The sequence below is a fragment of the Micromonospora aridisoli genome (assembly GCF_056150025.1).
In genome coordinates, this window is record NZ_JAXCFK010000004.1 from 81,298 (window position 1) to 98,541 (window position 17,244).

Genomic DNA, 17,244 nt, shown 5'->3' on the forward strand with positions numbered 1-17,244 from the left:
TCGCGGGGGCGCGTCGGCGGAGTCGTACGATCGCAGCCATGGGAGGGCATGTGACGGGGGCGGTGACCGCCCTCGCCAGCGAACTGCCGGACTGGGTGACGTTGCTGCGGGCACCCAACCCGGGGCCGATGACGCTGGACGGCACCAACACCTGGCTGCTGCGCGCACCCGGCGCCGCCCACGCGGTGCTGGTCGACCCGGGGCCGGATGACGAGACGCACCTGGCGGCGATCGTCGCTCGGGGCCCGATCGGCCTGGTGCTGATCACGCACGGGCACCCGGACCACACCGAGGCCGCCCCGCGCCTGCACGAGCTGCTCGACGGGGTGCCGGTGCGGGCCGCCGACCCCGAGCACAGCATCGGCGGCCCGGCGCTGGACGCGTCGGTCCTCGACGGCCACGGCCTCGACATCCGGCTGGTGCCGACCCCCGGTCACACCGCCGACTCGGTCTGCTTCCTCGTCCGCCACGGCGGCCGACAGCTGGTGCTCACCGGCGACACCATTCTGGGTCGGGGCACCACCGTCGTGGCGCACCCGGACGGACACCTCGGCGACTACCTGGCCAGCCTGGAGCTGCTCTCGGCGTACCGGCAGATCCCGGCGCTGCCCGGGCACGGCCCGGCGCTCGCCGACTGCGGCGCCGCCGCCGACTTCTACCTCGCCCACCGTCGCGCCCGCCTCGACCAGGTCCGGGCCGCGCTGGACGGCGGCGCACGGACCGCGGCCGACGTGGTCGCCACGGTCTACGCGGACGTCGACCGGTCGCTGTGGTGGGCGGCGGAGTGGTCGGTACGCGCCCAGCTCGAATACCTGGGCCGGGAATCGGATGGTGGCGACGCGAGGTTGGATCCAGCGTGACCTGCCCGGTGTGCGGAACCGTCGCCGTGCCCGGCGCCCGGTTCTGCCACAACTGCGGCGCCGCGCTGCCGGCTGCCGCGACCCTGCCCGCCGCCGAACGCCGGGTGGTGACCGTTCTCTTCGGCGATCTGTCCGATTTCACCTCGTGGTCGGAGGACCTGGATCCGGAACGTGTCGGCGCGGTCACCGACCGGGTGCTGGCCGCCCTGGCCGGGGCGGTCAAGACCTTCGGCGGGCACGTCGACAAGCTGACCGGCGACGGGATCATGGCGGTCTTCGGTGCCCCGGTGGCGCACGAGGACGACGCCGAGCGGGCGGTACGCGCCGCATTGTCCATGCAGCGGGCCGTCCGCCGGGTGCTCGACGACGAGCGGGGCGGCGGCGCGCCGTTGGGGCTGCGGGTCGGGCTCAACACCGGCGACGTGATCGCCGGCATCCAGGCCGCCATCGAGTACACCGTCATCGGCGACACCGTGAACACCGCCGCCCGGCTGGCCGACGCCGCCGCCGTCGGGGCGGTCTACGCCGGCGGGCGTACCGCCGCGGCCACCCGGCATGTCGCGAGCTGGCGGGCGCTGCGGCCGTTGCGGCTCAAGGGCAAGCGCGAGCCGGTCGAGGCGTACGAACTGCTCGGCCTGCTGGATGCTCCCGGCACCCGCTCCGGCCTGGGTGACGAGGCGCCGTTCGTCGGCCGGGAGACCGAGATCGGACGGGTGGCCGGCCGACTCGCCGAGGTCATCGACCGGAGCGAACCCCGGGTCCTGCTGATGACCGCCGAGGCGGGCATCGGCAAGTCCCGCTTCGCCGCCGAGGTGGAACGCCTCGCCGCCGGCTACGACGTGGGCGCCGGGCGGTACGCCGCACACACCGGGGCGCGGGTCCTCTCGGTGCGTTGCGCGGCTTTCGGTGAGCGACGCCGGCTGGCTCCCCTCGCCGATCTGGTGCGCGCCGCGACGGGCCTGCCCAGCGACGCCGCGACCGCGGTCACCCGGGCGGCCGTCGAGGAGCGGCTGCGCCGGCTCGGGCAACGGCTCAGCCGCACCCGGTCGGAGCCCGCGCCGGTCGCCGTCGACCAGCTGCTGGCCCTGCTCGGGTACGCCGAACTGCCCACCAGCGGCCCCACGGAGCAGGGCGAGTGGGGTGGCGCGCAACCGCCGGCCGACGCCGACGCGGTACCCAACGCGGTGGCCGGCCTGCTCAGCGCGCTCGCCGAGGAGGCGCCGCTGGTGGTGATCGTGGACGATCTGCACGACGCCACGGCGGAGACCATCCGTGCGCTGGAGGTCACGCTGTCCCGGCTCACCGGGCCGGTGCTGGTGCTGCTGCTCGGCCGGCCCGAGCTGGTGCGCGCCGCCGGCACCCTGACCCGGGTCTCCGACGCCGAGGTACAGCCGCTGCCGCCGCTGCGCGGCGCCGACGCGGCCCGGCTGCTGACCAGCTACCTCGGCGGCGGGCGGCTGCCCCAGGCCGACACCGACCGGCTGCTCGCCACCGCCCAGGGCAACGCGTTCTACCTGGCCGAACTGGTGACGCTGCTGATGGAGCGCGGCGCGCTCACCGCCGGGGTACGCAACAGTTGGCGACTCGCGCCCGGCTCGCTCGGCAGCCGGCTGCTCTCCCGTGACCTCGCGGCGGTGCTCGCCGCCCGGATCGACGCCCTGCCCGCCGAGGCGCGCTCGGTGCTGCGCGACGCGGCGGTGGTCGGCGACACGGTGCCCGACGGCGCGCTGGAGGCGCTGCGGGAGCAGCGCACCGGCCTGGACGGTCGCCCGGCGGCGGTCGCCGCCGTCGAGCTGGAACGGGCCGTGGAGGAACTGCTGCAACGCCGGATGCTGCACCGCACCCGCAGCGGGTACGCCTTCGCCACGCCACTGATGCGGGAGGCCGCGTACTCCGGGATCAGCAAGGCGGAACTGGCGGAACGACACGCCGCGCTGGCCCGCTGGGCGGCCCCGGTGACCGAGGCCGCCGGCCCGACCGGCACCGGGAGCGGCCCGGGTGGTTTCACCGAGGCGGCCCGGGACGACTTCGTGGCCGAGCACGTCGAGCGGGCCACCGCACTGGCCGACGCGGTCACGCTGCGTCCGGACGCGCCGGCCCGGGCGGTCGCACCGCTGGGCGTGGCGGCGCTCGGCCGGGCCACCCGCCGGGCGCTGCACGCGGGCGAGCCGGCGCTGGCCGTCGAGTACGCCGAACGCGCCGCCGAACTGGCCCGCGACGGCGTACCCGCGGTCGACCGGGTGGTGCACGCCCGGGCGCTGCTCCAGGTCGGTCGGACCGCCGACGCGTTGGCTTCGGCCGAGAAGATCGCCGCGAACGCCGGGGACGCGGCGACGCGGGTCAGCGCGCTGCTGCTCGCCGGGCAGGCCCAGCAGGCGATGGGTGACCTGCGGCGGGCCGAGTCCTGCTGGCGGGAGGCGTTGCAGGTGGCGGGTGACGCCGACCTGCCCACCCTGCGCGCGTCGGCGATGCGCCGACTGGGCATGGCGGACTTCCTGGCCGGGCGGTTGGGGCAGGCCAGCAGCCGACTCGCCGCCGCGTACCAGGTCAGCCTGGCGGTGCGGGACCGTCGGGGGCAGGCGTGGTCACTGCAGAACCTGGCCTGGGTGACCACCACCCGGGGTGACTTCGCCGGTACGGACGCGGTGCTCGGCCGGGCCGCCCGGCTCTTCGCCGAGCTGAAGGACCCGTACGGGCGAGCGTGGCTGCGCGGTACCACCGCCTTCGCCCGACTGCTCGCCGGCCGGTTGCGGGAGGCGCGCCGGCTGGCCCGGGTCTTCCTGCCGTTCGGTGAGCGGGTCGGCGAGGCTTGGGCGGTGGGCACCCTGCGGGCGGTCGACGCGTACGCCAACGCCGAACTGGGTGAGCTGGTCGACGCCGACCGGGAGGCGCGCCGGGCGTACCGGGACTTCGCCGCGGCCTCGGACGACTGGGGGCAGGGCTTCGCGCTGGTGGTCAGGGGCGTGGTCGCCCGTGGGCTGGGTGAGCCGGAGCACGCCGCCGACCTGCTCACCGACGCGCTCGCGTACGGCCATCGGACGGCTCATCCGCTGCTCACCGGGATGGCCGGCACACTGCGCGGCTTCGTCGCACTGGAGATGGGCGACGTGGCCGCCGCCGAGCGGGACGCGCGAGCGGTGCTGACCACCGTGGAGCCGCACAACCCGCAGGCGCCGGCACAGGTCGCTCCCCGGGTGCTGCTGGCGACCGCCCGGCTGGCGGCCGGCGACTCCGGTACCGCGGTCGGCCTGCTGGCCCCGGTCGCCACGATGGCGGCCACCACGCCGTCGCTGCTCTTCAGCCGTCGGCAGTCGATGGCGCGCTACGCCTCGGCCCTGCTCGCCCATGGTCAGCGCGAGCAGGCACTGGACTGGGCCCGTCGGGCGGTACGCGCGCCGGCCGAGGACGTTCGCAGCCAGGTGATCGCGGCAAGCGTGCTGGCCGAGGCGCTGGCCGCGTGCGGGCGGCCGGCGGAGGCGAAGGCCAGCGCCGAGGACGCGGTCCGACTGGCGTACGCCACCGAGCAGCGCAGCGAACGGGCCGCCGCCGAGGCGTTGCTCAGCCGCCTGCGTAGCCCGGCCTGACCCGGCCGGTCCCCAGCGTCGTCTCGCGTTCCGGCCCGATTCGTCCGGTCGATGGGTGGCCGGTGCGGATCTGGCGGTTTCGGGGATGTGGTCGGTCAGGGCGGGCCGCTAGCGTGACGGTGCACGCGATCGTCGATGTCGTCGGTCGGGCCGTCGAGGGGGAGGGCGAAGATGAGGCTGCCGCGTTCGATCGCGGGGTGGACGATCGCGGTGTTCGGCGTGCTGGCGCTGGTGATGGGGGCGGTTGGCCTGCTCTGGCCGGAGGCGTTGCTGCGAATGCTCGGCTTCGAGATTCCGCAGACCCGCGCCCCGGGCGACTACACGGGAGTCTTCGTGACGGCCTCGTCGATGGCCTCGTTCAACATGGGGGTCTACTACCTGCTCGCCACCGCCACCGAGTGGCGCGCCTTCTACCGCTTCACGGTGGTGTTCCGCCTGGTCACGTTCACGGTCTTCACCCTCGCGGTGCTGGCCGACGTCGCGCCGGGCCGGTTCTTCGGGGTGGCGGCCTGGGAGGGCCTGGGGGCCCTGGCCACCGCCGCGGGCCTTTGGTGGGATGCGCGCCGGTCCGCCGACTCGGGCGCGCGCCCGGCTGTGACCGCCGCGGCGGGTGGAGGCGGATCGACGTCCGGCGCGCCGGCGCCGGGCGATCGGGGTGGCGCTGGGACATCGGATGTGGGGCCGGCCGCCGATGCGGTTCACTGAGCGCCCGGCGCAGTTCGGTATTTTCGAAGTTGTGACCGACACCCCGCCCGGCGCCCTGCCGACGCCCATCGTGCCTGGTCTGACTGATTTGCAGGTATTTGCGCGAGGTGGTTACGCCACGGTCTACCGGGCGACGCAGATCTCCGTGGGTCGCGAGGTCGCGGTCAAGGTGGAGAACCGGACCCTGGCCAGCGACCGCGACCAGGCCCGCTTCCTGCGCGAGGCGCGGGCCGCCGGCCGGATGTCGTCCCACCCGCACGTGGTCGACCTCTTCGACGTCGGCGTCACCATCGATCAACACCCATACCTGATCATGGAACTCTGTGACGGGTCGTACGCCGAGCGGATGCGCAACTCTCCGCTGGGTGCCGTCGAGGCTCGTGATCTCGGCATCAAGATCGCGGATGCGATCGCCCATTCGCACGCCGCCGGTGTGCTGCACCGTGACGTCAAGCCCGCCAACATCCTCTACTCGCACTTCAACTCGGCGGTGCTGGCCGACTTCGGGCTTGCCGTGGTCGCCGAGATGCGGGACGCCTCGGTCGCGCTGGAGGTGCTCACCCCGGCGTACGCGCCGCCGGAGATGTTCAGCCACAGCCCGCCGTCGCCGGCCGTCGATGTGTATGCGCTCTGCGCCACGCTCTACGCGGTCATGCACGGCCGGCCACCCCGCTGGCAGAGTGAGCGCAACCCGAGCCTGGTCACGGTGCTGGAGATGTTCCACCAGCCGGTCCCCGGCCTGCCCGGCATCCCGGAGGAACTGGTCGACGTCCTGCGCGCCGGGATGGCCAACGATCCGGGCGACCGGCCGTCCGCCGCGGAACTGCGCGACCTGCTGACCAACCTGTCGCTGGGTGGCTCGACGGCGCCGAGCGGTCCGGCCTCCCCGGTCGGCGGAGGCTCCGCCGCCGTCCACGATGTCGGTCGCTCCGTCCTGCCGACCACCGGCGGCTCCACCGACCGTGGCCGTCGGCGACGCTGGTTCCTGGGGGCCGCGGGGGTGGTCGCCCTCGCCGCCTCTGCCGGCGTGGGGGCCTGGGCGGCCGGTGCCGTGCCGTCAACGCAGCCGACCTTCCCGGCCCGACCGGCGGCCACCGGTTTGCTCCGCCCGGGCTGCGCCACCCAGCCGCAGGCGCTCCCCGCCGACGCACAGTGCGCGACGGAACTGGAATGCTTCGGTCCGGTGCAGGTACGCGGTCAGCGGGCCGAGGCGAGTCGGGTGCCCTGCGACGCCCGGCACACCTGGGAGAGCTACGCCCAGGGGCAGTTGCCGGCCAGCCTGGCCGGTGCCGGCCATGACGAGGTCGTCGCGGATCCCCAGGTGCGCAAGGTCTGCAACGAGGAGACCTTCCGTCTGGTCAGTGGGCTGCGCGAGGCGGCGGGATGGAATCTCGAGGTGCTACCGCCGGCTGACGCGGACACCGACCTGACCTACCGCTGTCTGGCGGGGCGGGGCCTGAACGGGCTGGCGTCGCCCACGCTCACCAGCGGCTGAGTCGTCCCGACGCGGGTACGGCCGGCTGCGCGGCCTCACCGCCCCCGCTGGTCGCGGCGATGTCGGTCCCGCATCGCGCGGACCGCGTCCCGGTCGCCGAGGGTCTCCAGCGTGTCGGCGTCGATGCCGGAAGCCTCGATCTCCGCGCTCGCGGACATCTGGCCCGGATCCGTCCGTACGTCGGCCTCGTGTTGCCGGGCGGCGGTCACGGCCACCCCGGCGACGGTGGCGAGCAGAACGCACAGCAGCGCCCCCGCCACCCCCAGCAGGTCCTGCCGGCGACCCGCGATCAGGGCCGCCAGCAGCCAGAACGCCCCCACCGCCGCGACCACCGCCACGGTCCGTGCGTCGGATCCTGGGAACCGTCTCACCCGTCCAGAATGTCGGAGATCGCCGATCTGTCAACAGCGCCCGGCTTCGCCACGCGGAACAGCTGACAAACAACAGCTTGCCGGAGGGGGAGCTTGCTGCGGCAGGGCCGACGGAGTCGGAAATGCGCCTCTTGATCGGCGCCACACGCATTGCCGGACATCTCTAGAGTGGCGGTGGTCGAGCCTCGGCTCGTCGTGTCCCAATTCCCACCGGAAGGCGTCCACATGCCACGACCACTCCGGACCCTGGCCACAGCAGGGCTCATCGGCGTACTCCTCGCCGGGGCGGCGGTCACACCCGTTGCCGCGTCCACCACGATCGGCGGAGGCGCGGCGATCGTCACGCATCGCACCAGTCTCGCCGAACGGCTGCGGGTCGACCGGGTGCCGACCCCCAAACTGGACTGGTACCGGTGTTACGACTACGCCGAGTGTGCCACCGTCCAGTTGCCGCTGGACTACGACCAGCCGAAGGGCGCGACGACCGAGATCGCGGTGCTGCGGGTCAAGGCCCGTGACCAGAAGCGCAAGATCGGCAGTCTCTTCCTCAACCCGGGCGGCCCGGGTGGCTCGGGCACCAGCATCGCGCTCGCCGCGCCGTACTTCCTCGGTGACGACGTCCTAGACCGCTTCGACGTCGTCGGGGTGGACCCGCGTGGCGTCGGCGCCAGCGAGCAGGTCAAGTGCTTCAAGTCGGTGAAGGACCAGACCCGGGCGTACGAGGGTCTGAACGTGGCCTTCCCGTACACGAAGGACGAGGAGAAGGCCTACGTCGCCTCCTCGATCGCGGTCGGCAAGGCCTGCTCGACCACGGGCAAGCCGCTCAGCGGGGCGATGTCCACCGCCGAGGTCGCCCGCGACATGGACGTGCTGCGCCGGGCGGTCGGCGACAAGAAGCTCAGCTACCTGGGCTTCAGCTACGGCAGCATCCTCGGCCAGTACTACGCGAACATGTTCCCGGACCGGGTACGCGCCGTGGTGATCGACGGGGTGCTGGACGCCACTGCGTGGTTCGGCACCGGCACGTCGGGCGATGTGGTCCAGGAGGAGCGGATGCGCAGCGCGCAGGGCGCCCACAAGGCGCTGCGCGAGATCCTCAAGCGGTGCAAGAGCGCCGGGGTCGACGCCTGCCCGCTGGCCTCCGGTGATCCGGTCGCCCTGTTCGACCTGGTCGCCAAGCGGTTGAAGGCCAACCCGCTGGTCATCGAGGACCCGGACTTCGGCACGTTCACCTTCACCTACGCCGACTTCATCGGTGGCATCCTCGGCGGGCTGTACGGCCCGTACGGCTACTACGACGTCGCCTACCTCACCTACGACCTGCTGATGCTGACCGACCCGTCGGCGGCCCGGGCAACCCGCGAGCAGGCCCGCGCCTCGGTGCTCCAGCGCGCCGTCAAGGCCCGCGAGCAGGCCCGCGCCTACGACTTCCCGTACGACAACGGCCTGGAGACCTTCCTCGGCGTCGACTGCACCGACGCGAACCACCCCGGGGACGCCGCCTCCTGGCCGGCCCGGGCGGCCCGGGCCGACCAGCGTGACCCGTACTTCGGACGGCTCTGGACCTGGATCACGTCGCCGTGCGCCCGCGACACCTGGACCGTGCGCGACGAGGACCGCTTCACCGGCCCGTTCAACCGGCGCACCTACAACCCGGTGCTGGTGGTCGGCAACTACTGGGATCCGGCGACCAACTACAACGGTGCGGTCGCCGCGGCCAGGCTGCTGCCGAACAGTCGCCTGCTCGCCAGCGACAACTGGGGGCACACCGCGTACGGGACGTCGGCCTGCGTGACCGGTGCCATCGACGCGTACCTGCTGCGGCTGACGCTGCCGAAGAAGGGCAAGGTCTGCCGCGGTGACATCCAGCCATTCGAGGATCTGCCGGAGCCGGAGGCCGCCGTGCGCGCGGACACGTCCAAGAGTGACCTGGCCGCCCAGGGTACGCCGCGTCGCGGTGAGGCCAAGCAACTGCCGCCGGTCGTCGCGCCACTGCCGGCCGTCGGCACCCTGACGGTCCGCTGAGGTTCCGCGCCACGACGCCGGGGTACGGCGGGCGACCGATCGCCCGCCGTACCCCGGCCCCTTGCCTGAGGCCGCCCCTGGACAGGAGTTATTACTGTCGGTGTCGTATCAACTTCGACACGTGGTGAGGTGGTAAATGGTCGAAAACGTAGCGGGGTTCCGGTTCCGCTCGGTGGCAACCACCGCGGCCGTTGCCCTGACGTTGCTGCTGGGCGCGGCTGCCGGCTGCGACAGTCAGCGGGAGCCGGAGCTGCCGTCCGTGCAGGAGAAGCTCCGCGAGTCGCACATCTGGGGCCAGCCCGTCCTGCGGATCGGGGTGGCCGATGACGAGCCGTTGATGGGCGAGGTACGCAACGGCGTCTACGTCGGTTTCGATGTCGAGATCGCCCGGTACATCGCGGCCTCCCTCGGCTACGAGGGGGCACACCGCATCGAGTTCGTCAACGTGTCCACGGAGGACCGGATCCCCGCCCTCCAGGGCGGCGTCGTCGACCTCGTGGTCTCCAGCTTCTCCATCACCGAGGAGCGTAAGAAGCAGGTCAGCTTCGCCGGGCCGTACTTCGTCACCACGCAGGAGGTGCTGGTGCCGACCCGGCACCGCGGCGCGATCCGCACCATCGAGGACCTGCGGAACCCGAAGTACAAGATCTGTACCAGCGGCGGCTCCACCACCGAGGCGGAGCTGGAGAAGCATCAGGTTCCCACGCTCGTGGTGAAGGATGTCTGGGACTGCGTGAAGGGCATCCGGGCCGGTAAGTACGACGCGGTCAGCTCCGACGAGACGATCCTCGCGGGCTTCCTGGCCCGCTACCCGACCGAGTTCGAGATCGTCGACATGCCGTTCGGCACCAGCGAACTGCTCGGCGTCGGCGTGCCGATCGGTGATCCGGCGCTGCGCGACCTGGTGGCCTACTTCCTCGACAAGAGTTACAAGCAGGGGGGTAACGGGGAAGCCAGCCCGTGGCAGACCGCGTACAACCGGACGTTGGGGCCGTGGCTGCGCACCGAGAAGCGGCAGCCGCAACCGCTGGACGTGCCGAAGCTGGTCGACTTCGACGACAAGGTGCCCCGGCAATGAGCACGGCGGCGACCACCGCCAGTGACTCCGGTGCCGACCGCCCGACCACCCCGACGCCTCCCGTGTCGGTGCCCGCGCCGCCCTCGGCCATCAGCGACGGCGGGTCGCCGTCCGCCGAGCCGACCAGTGCGATGACCGGTGGCCTGGATCAGACCGAACGCCGGGCGCGGGCCAGCCAGTCGTTCTGGACCGCCGTGGTCGGCGTGCCGGCGATCTTCTCGGTGCTGCGGCTCGGCATCGAGGCCGGCGGAGAGTTGCAGACCACGTTGCTGCTGGTGGCCAACGTAGGGCCGGTCAACCTGCTCGCCGGCTTCCTCACCACGTCGGCCCGACTGCTCGCCACCGTGCTGGTCGCGGTGTTCGCGCTCGGCGGGGTGCTGGCGGCCAGCGGGCGCGGGACGGCCCGCCGGCCGCTCTTCGTCCGCTGGATGGAGATCACGCCGAGCTGGTTCGTGGCGGCGAGCTTCCTGATGGCTCTGGTCACCTGGCCGCTGCTGTACATACCGCTGCTGCTGCCCGCCTTCGCGGCGGCCTTCCAACTCCGACCGGAGCGCCTGCACGAGCGTCCCGCCGTGCGGGTACTGATCATCGTGGCTGCGTACGCCGGCTACCTCTGGCTGCTCGTGCCGACCTTGCGCACCGCCTGGCGCGAGGGGGACACGCTGCCGATCGTGCTGCTGGTCGTACCGCCGCTGCTGGCCCTCTTCGTCGCCGGGCCGCTGCCCGGGGTGGTGATCCGGCCGCTCGCGCCGGTGACCCAGCTCGCGGTGCTGGTGGTGCTGGTCTGGGCGGCGCTGCCCGTGATCAGCACGCCGGTGCTGCCGCTGACCGTCACCACGGTCGGTGACGCGGGCTCCACGGAGGAGATCCGTGGGCACGTGGTGACCACCGACGACGTCAACATGGTGATCCTCCAGGAGCGCGGCGGGGTGCGCTACGTGCCGGTGGATCACGTACGCGGGCAGGTGCTCTGCCCCTCGGAGGAGGAACTGCCCCGGCACCGGCTACGCATCCACAAATTCCACGTCGAGGACTCGCTGCTGGAAGGACTGGGCCGCCGGGTGCGCCCCGTGCACCGGGTGGACGCCGCCTGCCGGTGAACTTGTAGATCGTGGACGGTGGCGGCCCTCGGCGGGGCCACTGCCGTCCACGATCCTCAGTAGGACTTGTCCTGGCCGAGGACGTGCTGGGCGACGAAGTTGAGGATCATCTCCCGGCTGACCGGGGCGATCCGGCCGGCGCGTACCGCGCCGAGCAGCGTGGCCACGCCGTACTCGGTGGTCATGCCGGCGCCGCCGAGCGCCTGCACGGCCGTGTCGACGGCGAGCGCGGCGGCGTCGCCGGCCGCGTACTTGGCCATGTTGGCCGAGATCCCGGCCTCCAGGTCGCGGCCGGCGTCGTAGAGCGCCGCCGCCTTCTGGATCATCAGCCGGGCCAGTTCCACCTGCACGGCCGCGTGCGCGAGGGGGTGTGAGACTCCCTGGTGGGTGCCGATGGTGCGGCCACCCCACACCGCCCGGGTCGCGGTGTACTCGGAGGCGCGTTCGACCGCGTACCTGCCGGTGCCCGCGCCCATCGCGGCGACCGTGATCCGTTCCGGGTTGAGCCCGGAGAAGAGCGCCGGCAGGCCGGCGTCGAGCGACTCGCCGACCAGGGCGTCGGCCGGTAGGCGTACGTCGTCCAGGTAGAGCAGGAACTGGTTCTCCGGTGAGACGATCTCCATGTCCAGCTTGGACCAGGTCAGGCCGGCGGCGTCGGTCGGCACGATGAAGAGCGCCGGTTTCAACTTCCCGGTGGCGGAGTCCTCGGTGCGAGCCACCACGAGGACGTGGCCGGCCTCGTCCACGCCGGAGATGTAGCACTTGCGGCCCGACAGCACCCAGTCGTCGCCGTCCCGGCGGGCCACGGTGGCGAGACGGTGGAAGTTGGAGCCGGCGTCCGGCTCGGTGATCGCGAAGACGATCTTCTGGGAGCCGTCGGCCAGGCCGGGCAGGTGGCGTTTGCGCTGTTCCTCGGTGCCGTGCCGGTTGATGACGGTGGCCGCGATGGCGGGGGAGACCACGAGCAGCAGCAGCGGGGAGCCGGCGGCGGCCAGTTCCTCGCAGACGATGGCCAGCTCGGTGATGCCGCCGCCCCCGCCGCCGTACTCGGTGGGGATGTTGACGCCCAGGTAGCCGAGCCGGCCGGCCTCGTGCCACAGCTCGGTGGTGTGCTCGCCGGCCTTGGCCTTCGCCACGAAGTACCGGTGGCCGTACCGCTTGCCCAGCGACCGCACGGCGTCACGGAGCTGGTCCTGCTCGGGGGTGAGGTCGAAGTTCATCACGGCGACTCCTCATCGGGGGTGACCACGGCCAGCACGGTGCCCGTGTCGACCTGACCGCCGGCCGGCACCGGCAGCTCGGTGACCAGGCCGTCGGTGGGGGCGAGCACGGGGTGTTCCAGCTTCATCGCTTCCAGGGTCAGCAGCAGGTCTCCGGCGGCGACCCGCTGGCCGACCTCGACGTGCACCCGGGCCACCGCGCCGGGCAGCGGCGCGACCAGCGACCCGGCGGCCAGCTCCGCGGTGGGCAGCGGGAAGCGTGGCAGCTCGGTCAGGCTCGCCGACCCGTCCGGGCCGTCCACGAAGACCTCCGAGCCCACCCGGTGTACGCGGTACGCCCGCCGCACCCCGTCCACGTCCAGCACGACCCGCTCCGGGTACGCCTCGACCAGGGACACCGTTCCCTCGCTGGCAGGGTTCGTGGACCACTCGGCGAGACCGCCCGAGCGGTCGAGTCGGTAGCGCACCTCGATCTCGCCGCCGTCGGGGCCGGTGAACCGGGTGGCCTGTGGGAAGGCGGGCACGTTGCGCCAGCCCGACGGCAGCCCGGCCAGCACCGGGGCGGCGGCCCGACGGGCGGCGGCCGAGGCGAGCGCGGCGGCGAGGGCGACCAGCGGGAGGTCGGTGGGCGGCAGCAGCGGGGCGAAGACCTCGGGACGCCGGTCGAGGAACCCGGTGTCGACCTCGGCGGTGCCGAACTCCGGGCTACGCAACACCCGGACCAGCAGGTCCCGGTTGGTCACCACACCGTGCAGCTCGGCCCGACTCAGCGCACCGGCCAGGGCGCGGGCCGCCTCGGCCCGGGTGGGCGCCCAGGCGATCACCTTGGCGAGCATCGAGTCGTAGTGGACGCCCACCACGGAACCGTCGACCACCCCGGAGTCCAACCGCAGGCCGTGCGTCGGCGCGAACTCGACGGCCGTCCCCGGCACGAGGAACCGGTGCAGGACGCCGGTCGCCGGCCGGTACCCGTGGCCGGGGTCCTCGGCGCAGAGGCGTACCTCGATCGCGTGGCCCTCGGCCGGCGGGGACGCGGACAGTGGCAGCGGCTGACCCTCGGCGACCAGCAGTTGCAGCCGGACCAGGTCCAGCCCGGTCACCGCCTCGGTGACCGGATGTTCCACCTGGAGGCGGGTGTTCATCTCCAGGAAGTGGAACTCGCCGTCCGGGGCGAGCAGGAACTCGACAGTGCCCGCACCGACGTAGTCGACCGCCCGGCCGGCGGCCACCGCCGCCTCGTGCAGACGCTGACGTACCCCGTCGGGCAGGACGCCGGGTGCCTCCTCGACGATCTTCTGGTGCCGGCGCTGGATCGAGCAGTCCCGCACGCCGAGGGCGACCACCGTCCCGTACCCGTCACCGAAGATCTGGACCTCGACGTGCCGGCCACGGTCGACGTACCGCTCGATGAAGACCGTGCCGTCGCCGAACGCCGACGCCGCCTCGCGGCGCGCACCGGCCACGGCCTCGGCGAGTTCCCCGGCGTCGCGGACGATCCGCATGCCGCGCCCGCCACCACCGGCGGACGCCTTCACCAGCACCGGAAAGCCGGTGACCTGGTCGGCCTCGGTCCAACTGGGCAGCATCGGCACGCCGGCCTCGGCGAGCAGCGCCTTGGCGGCCAGTTTGTCGCCCATCGCGGCGATCGCCTTCGCGGGTGGGCCGACCCAGGTCAGGCCGGCGTCGGCGACCGCCGTGGCGAACTCGGCGTTCTCGGCGAGGAAGCCGTAGCCGGGATGGACGGCGTCCGCGCCGCAGCGCCGGGCCGCGTCCATGATGAGATCGATGCGCAGGTACGTCTCGGCGGGCGTGTTCCCGGGGAGCCGGACGGCCTGGTCGGCCTCGGCGACGAAGGGCGCGGCGGCGTCCGCGTCGGAGTGCACGGCGACCGTCTCGATGCCGAGCGCCCGGCAGGTGGCGAAGACCCGGCGGGCGATCTCCCCCCGGTTCGCCACCAGAAGTTTCGAAATCACGACAACTCCTACATCCGGAAGACGCCGAAGCCGTCGGCGCCCTTCACCGGTCCGTTGTGGATGGCCGACAGACAGAGGCCGAGGACGGTACGGGTGTCCCGAGGGTCGATCACGCCGTCGTCGTAGAGCCGGCCGGAGAGGAAGAGCGCGCCGGACTGGGACTCGATCTGCTGCTCGACCATCATCCGCATCGCCGCGTCGGAGTCCTCGTCGAACTCGCGACCCCGGGCGGCGGCGGCCTGCCGGGCGACGATGGACAACACCCCGGCCAACTGGGCCGGCCCCATCACCGCCGACTTGGCGTTCGGCCAGGTGAACAGGAACCTCGGCTCGTACGCCCGGCCGCACATGCCGTAGTTGCCCGCGCCGTAGGAGGCGCCCAGGTTGACCGTCAGGTGCGGCACCGTCGAGTTCGACACCGCGTTGATCATCAGAGCGCCGTGCTTGATGATGCCGCGCTGCTCGTACTCGGTGCCGACCATGTAGCCGGTGGTGTTCTGCAGGAAGATCAGCGGGGTGTCGGCGGCGTTGGCGAGCTGGATGAACTGGGTCGCCTTCTGCGCCTCCTCGCTGAACAGCACGCCCCGGGCGTTGGCCAGCACCCCGACCGGGTACCCGTGCAGCTCGCCCCAGCCGGTGACCAGCGCCGTGCCGTACGCCGGCTTGAACTCGTCGAACTCGCTGCCGTCGAGCACCCGGGCGAGCACCTCGCGCGGATCGAACGGCACCTTGAGGTCGGCGCTGGCGATGCCGAGCAGCTCCTCCGGGTCGTACTTCGGCGGCCGGGGCACGGCCGTGCGCGGCGGCGGGCCGTGCTTGCGCCAGTTCAACCGGCGTACGCACTGACGGGCCAGCCGGATGCCGTCGCGCTCGTCGGCGGCGAGGAAGTCGGCCAGGCCCGACTGCGTGGCGTGCATGGCCGCCCCGCCCAGTGACTCGTCGTCGGCGTCCTCGCCGGTGGCCATCTTCACCAGCGGCGGCCCGGCCAGGTAGACCTGCGAGCGATCGCGGATCATGATGGTGAAGTCGGACATGCCGGGCACGTACGCGCCCCCGGCGGTGGCGTTGCCGAAGACCACGCTGACCGTGGGGATCCGCTCGGCCGAGAGCCGGGTGAGGTCGCGGAACACCCGTCCCCCCGGAATGAAGATCTCCGCCTGGGTGGGCAGGTCAGCGCCGGCCGACTCGACCAGGTTCACCATCGGCAGCCGGTTGGCCAGGGCGATCTCCCCGGCCCGCCGGGTCTTCGCCAGCGACCAGGGGTTCACCGCGCCGCCGCGTACCGTCGGATCGTTGGCCACGACCAGGCACTCCACGCCCTCGACCACGCCGACGCCGGTCACCACGCTGGCCCCCACCGGAAAATCCGTGCCGTACGCGGCGACCGGAGACAGTTCGAGGAACGGGCTGTCCTGGTCCAGGAGCAGCTCGATGCGCTCGCGGGGAAGCAGCTTGCCGCGCCGGTGGTGCCGCTCCACGTACTTCCCACCGCCGCCGGCCCGGGCGGTGTCGAGGGCGGCGTCCAGCTCGGCGAGGCGCTCCAGCAGGGCGTCCCGGTTGGCCCGGAAAGCGGGCGAGGACGGGTCGATCGCCGTGTCGAGTGTGCTCACAGGCCCATGCCCTTCGCGATGATCTCGTTCATGATCTCGGTGGTGCCACCGCCGATGCCGAGGATCCGGGCGTCGCGGTAGTGCCGTTCCACCTCGGCGTCGCGCAGGTAACCGAAGCCGCCGTGCAGCTGCAGCGCCTGGTCGACGACCCAGTCGGCGGCCGAGACCGCCACGTTCTTCGCCATCGCCACCTCGGTCACCACCGGCTCGCCCGCAGCCACCCGGGCGGCCATCTCGTGCACGTACGCCCGGGCGGACTCGGCGCGGGTGTGCATCTCGGCCAGCCGGTGCCGGACCAGTTGCCGGCTCGCCAGCGGCCGGCCGAAGGTGGACCGGTTGCGACACCAGTCCACGGTCAGTTCGACGCAGCGCTGCGCGATGGCGTACGCCTGGGTGGCAAGTGAGAGACGCTCGGCGGCGAACTGTTGCATGATCGCCAGGAAGCCGGTCTCCTCCTCGCCGATTCGGTTCGCCACCGGCACGCGTACGTCGACGAAGGAGAGTTCGGCGGTGTCCGAGCAGTGCCAGCCGAGCTTCTCCAGCCGCCGCCCGACCGTGAAGCCGGGCGTGTCCTTGTCGATGACCAGCAGGCTCAGCGCACCGCCGCCCGGAACACCGGTGCAGACCGCGGTGGTCACGAAGTCCGCCCGGACTCCGCTGGTGATGTAGGTCTTCGCGCCGTTGACCACGTAGTGGTCGCCGTCGAGGCGGGCGTGGGTGCGGATGCCCGCCACGTCGGAGCCGGTGTCGGGCTCCGTGATCGCCAGAGCGCCGATCATCGACCCGGCCAGCGTCGGCCGGACGTACCGGTCGACCAGGTCGTGCACCCGGTCGGCGGGCTCGGCGGGGTCCACGTGTCGCACCGGGAGCTTGCCGCCCAGCCGGCCGCCGGCCGCCGCGACCATGTGCGGCAGCGCGATGCCGTGCGTGAAGAGGGCGGCCACCAGCCCGGACGAGCCACCCGACCGGATGATCTCCTCGGTGACGATGATCGAGTCGAGCAGGTCGCCACCGCTGCCGCCGACCGCCTCGGGAAAACCGATGCCGAGCAGGCCGATCTTCGCGGCGGTGGCGTGCAGCTCGCGGGGCACCTCGCCGGCGCGCTCCCAGTCGGCCAGGTGCGGCAGCACCTCCCGGCTGACGAAGGCGCGGGTCAGCTCCCGCAACTGCCGCCGCTCCGGCGTGTCGACGATCGTCACCGCCGTACCTCCCCGTCGGTCGGT

Annotated in this window: 12 protein-coding genes; 7 read left to right on the top strand and 5 right to left on the bottom strand. The window is 72.8% G+C overall.

The window, feature by feature from the left end:
- The first annotated feature begins 38 nt into the window (after positions 1–38).
- From SM447_RS09815 to SM447_RS09830, 4 genes are all read left to right on the top strand, one after another.
- Positions 39–860 (top strand): MBL fold metallo-hydrolase, encoded by an 822-nt coding sequence (locus SM447_RS09815; protein ID WP_474572450.1) that lies wholly within the window; start codon positions 39–41, stop codon positions 858–860.
- Entirely contained in the window at positions 857–4,444 is a 3,588-nt protein-coding gene (locus SM447_RS09820; protein ID WP_474572451.1) for an adenylate/guanylate cyclase domain-containing protein, read from the top strand. Before SM447_RS09815 ends, SM447_RS09820 begins: the two co-directional genes overlap by 4 nt.
- A 171-nt stretch (positions 4,445–4,615) precedes the next feature.
- The gene (locus tag SM447_RS09825) at positions 4,616–5,149 is read left to right on the top strand and encodes a hypothetical protein (protein ID WP_474572452.1); all 534 of its coding nucleotides are present in this window, start codon (positions 4,616–4,618) and stop codon (positions 5,147–5,149) included.
- A 31-nt stretch (positions 5,150–5,180) separates the two neighbouring features.
- Positions 5,181–6,644 carry a serine/threonine-protein kinase gene (locus SM447_RS09830; protein WP_474572453.1) on the top strand — a complete coding sequence of 488 codons (1,464 nt, stop codon included), beginning with the start codon at positions 5,181–5,183 and terminating at the stop codon, positions 6,642–6,644.
- 35 nt (positions 6,645–6,679) lie between these two features.
- Here the strand turns inward: SM447_RS09830 and SM447_RS09835 are convergent, their stop codons facing one another.
- Positions 6,680–7,015: a hypothetical protein gene (locus SM447_RS09835; protein ID WP_474572454.1), complete on the bottom strand. Its 336-nt coding sequence runs from the start codon at positions 7,013–7,015 to the stop codon at positions 6,680–6,682.
- 225 nt (positions 7,016–7,240) lie between these two features.
- Between SM447_RS09835 and SM447_RS09840 the strand changes: the two genes are divergently transcribed.
- The 3 genes from SM447_RS09840 to SM447_RS09850 all read left to right on the top strand — a co-directional run bounded on the left by SM447_RS09840 (position 7,241) and on the right by SM447_RS09850 (position 11,218).
- Positions 7,241–9,040 carry an alpha/beta hydrolase gene (locus SM447_RS09840; RefSeq protein ID WP_474572455.1) on the top strand — a complete coding sequence of 600 codons (1,800 nt, stop codon included), beginning with the start codon at positions 7,241–7,243 and terminating at the stop codon, positions 9,038–9,040.
- A gap of 136 nt (positions 9,041–9,176) precedes the next feature.
- On the top strand, positions 9,177–10,118 hold the full coding sequence (locus tag SM447_RS09845; RefSeq protein ID WP_474572456.1) for a transporter substrate-binding domain-containing protein: 942 nt from the start codon (positions 9,177–9,179) through the stop codon (positions 10,116–10,118).
- Positions 10,115–11,218, top strand: coding sequence for a hypothetical protein (locus SM447_RS09850; protein ID WP_474572457.1), 1,104 nt, complete (start codon positions 10,115–10,117; stop codon positions 11,216–11,218). Before SM447_RS09845 ends, SM447_RS09850 begins: the two co-directional genes overlap by 4 nt.
- A 56-nt stretch (positions 11,219–11,274) precedes the next feature.
- Here SM447_RS09850 and SM447_RS09855 read toward each other — a convergent pair whose 3' ends face one another.
- Genes SM447_RS09855 through SM447_RS09870 form a run of 4 tightly spaced genes read right to left on the bottom strand, consistent with a single transcriptional unit; the run spans position 11,275 to position 17,220 of the window.
- Entirely contained in the window at positions 11,275–12,438 is a 1,164-nt protein-coding gene (locus tag SM447_RS09855) for an acyl-CoA dehydrogenase family protein (protein ID WP_474572796.1), read from the bottom strand.
- On the bottom strand, positions 12,438–14,411 hold the full coding sequence (locus tag SM447_RS09860; protein WP_474572458.1) for an acetyl/propionyl/methylcrotonyl-CoA carboxylase subunit alpha: 1,974 nt from the start codon (positions 14,409–14,411) through the stop codon (positions 12,438–12,440). The genes SM447_RS09855 and SM447_RS09860 overlap by 1 nt, the downstream gene beginning before the upstream one ends.
- An 8-nt stretch (positions 14,412–14,419) precedes the next feature.
- On the bottom strand, positions 14,420–16,021 hold the full coding sequence (locus SM447_RS09865) for an acyl-CoA carboxylase subunit beta (RefSeq protein ID WP_474572459.1): 1,602 nt from the start codon (positions 16,019–16,021) through the stop codon (positions 14,420–14,422).
- On the bottom strand, positions 16,018–17,220 hold the full coding sequence (locus SM447_RS09870; protein ID WP_474572460.1) for an acyl-CoA dehydrogenase family protein: 1,203 nt from the start codon (positions 17,218–17,220) through the stop codon (positions 16,018–16,020). The genes SM447_RS09865 and SM447_RS09870 overlap by 4 nt, the downstream gene beginning before the upstream one ends.
- Between the last annotated feature and the right edge of the window lie 24 nt (positions 17,221–17,244).

Bases quoted from the DNA above. Each gene is read 5' to 3' on its own strand.
- SM447_RS09855 (WP_474572796.1), bottom strand. From the start codon at position 12,438: ATGAACTTCGACCTCACCCCCGAGCAGGACCAGCTCCGTGACGCCGTG.
- SM447_RS09825 (WP_474572452.1), top strand. From the start codon at position 4,616: ATGAGGCTGCCGCGTTCGATCGCGGGGTGGACGATCGCGGTGTTCGGC.
- SM447_RS09845 (WP_474572456.1), top strand. From the start codon at position 9,177: ATGGTCGAAAACGTAGCGGGGTTCCGGTTCCGCTCGGTGGCAACCACC.
- SM447_RS09840 (WP_474572455.1), top strand. From the start codon at position 7,241: ATGCCACGACCACTCCGGACCCTGGCCACAGCAGGGCTCATCGGCGTA.
- SM447_RS09850 (WP_474572457.1), top strand. From the start codon at position 10,115: ATGAGCACGGCGGCGACCACCGCCAGTGACTCCGGTGCCGACCGCCCG.
- SM447_RS09815 (WP_474572450.1), top strand. From the start codon at position 39: ATGGGAGGGCATGTGACGGGGGCGGTGACCGCCCTCGCCAGCGAACTG.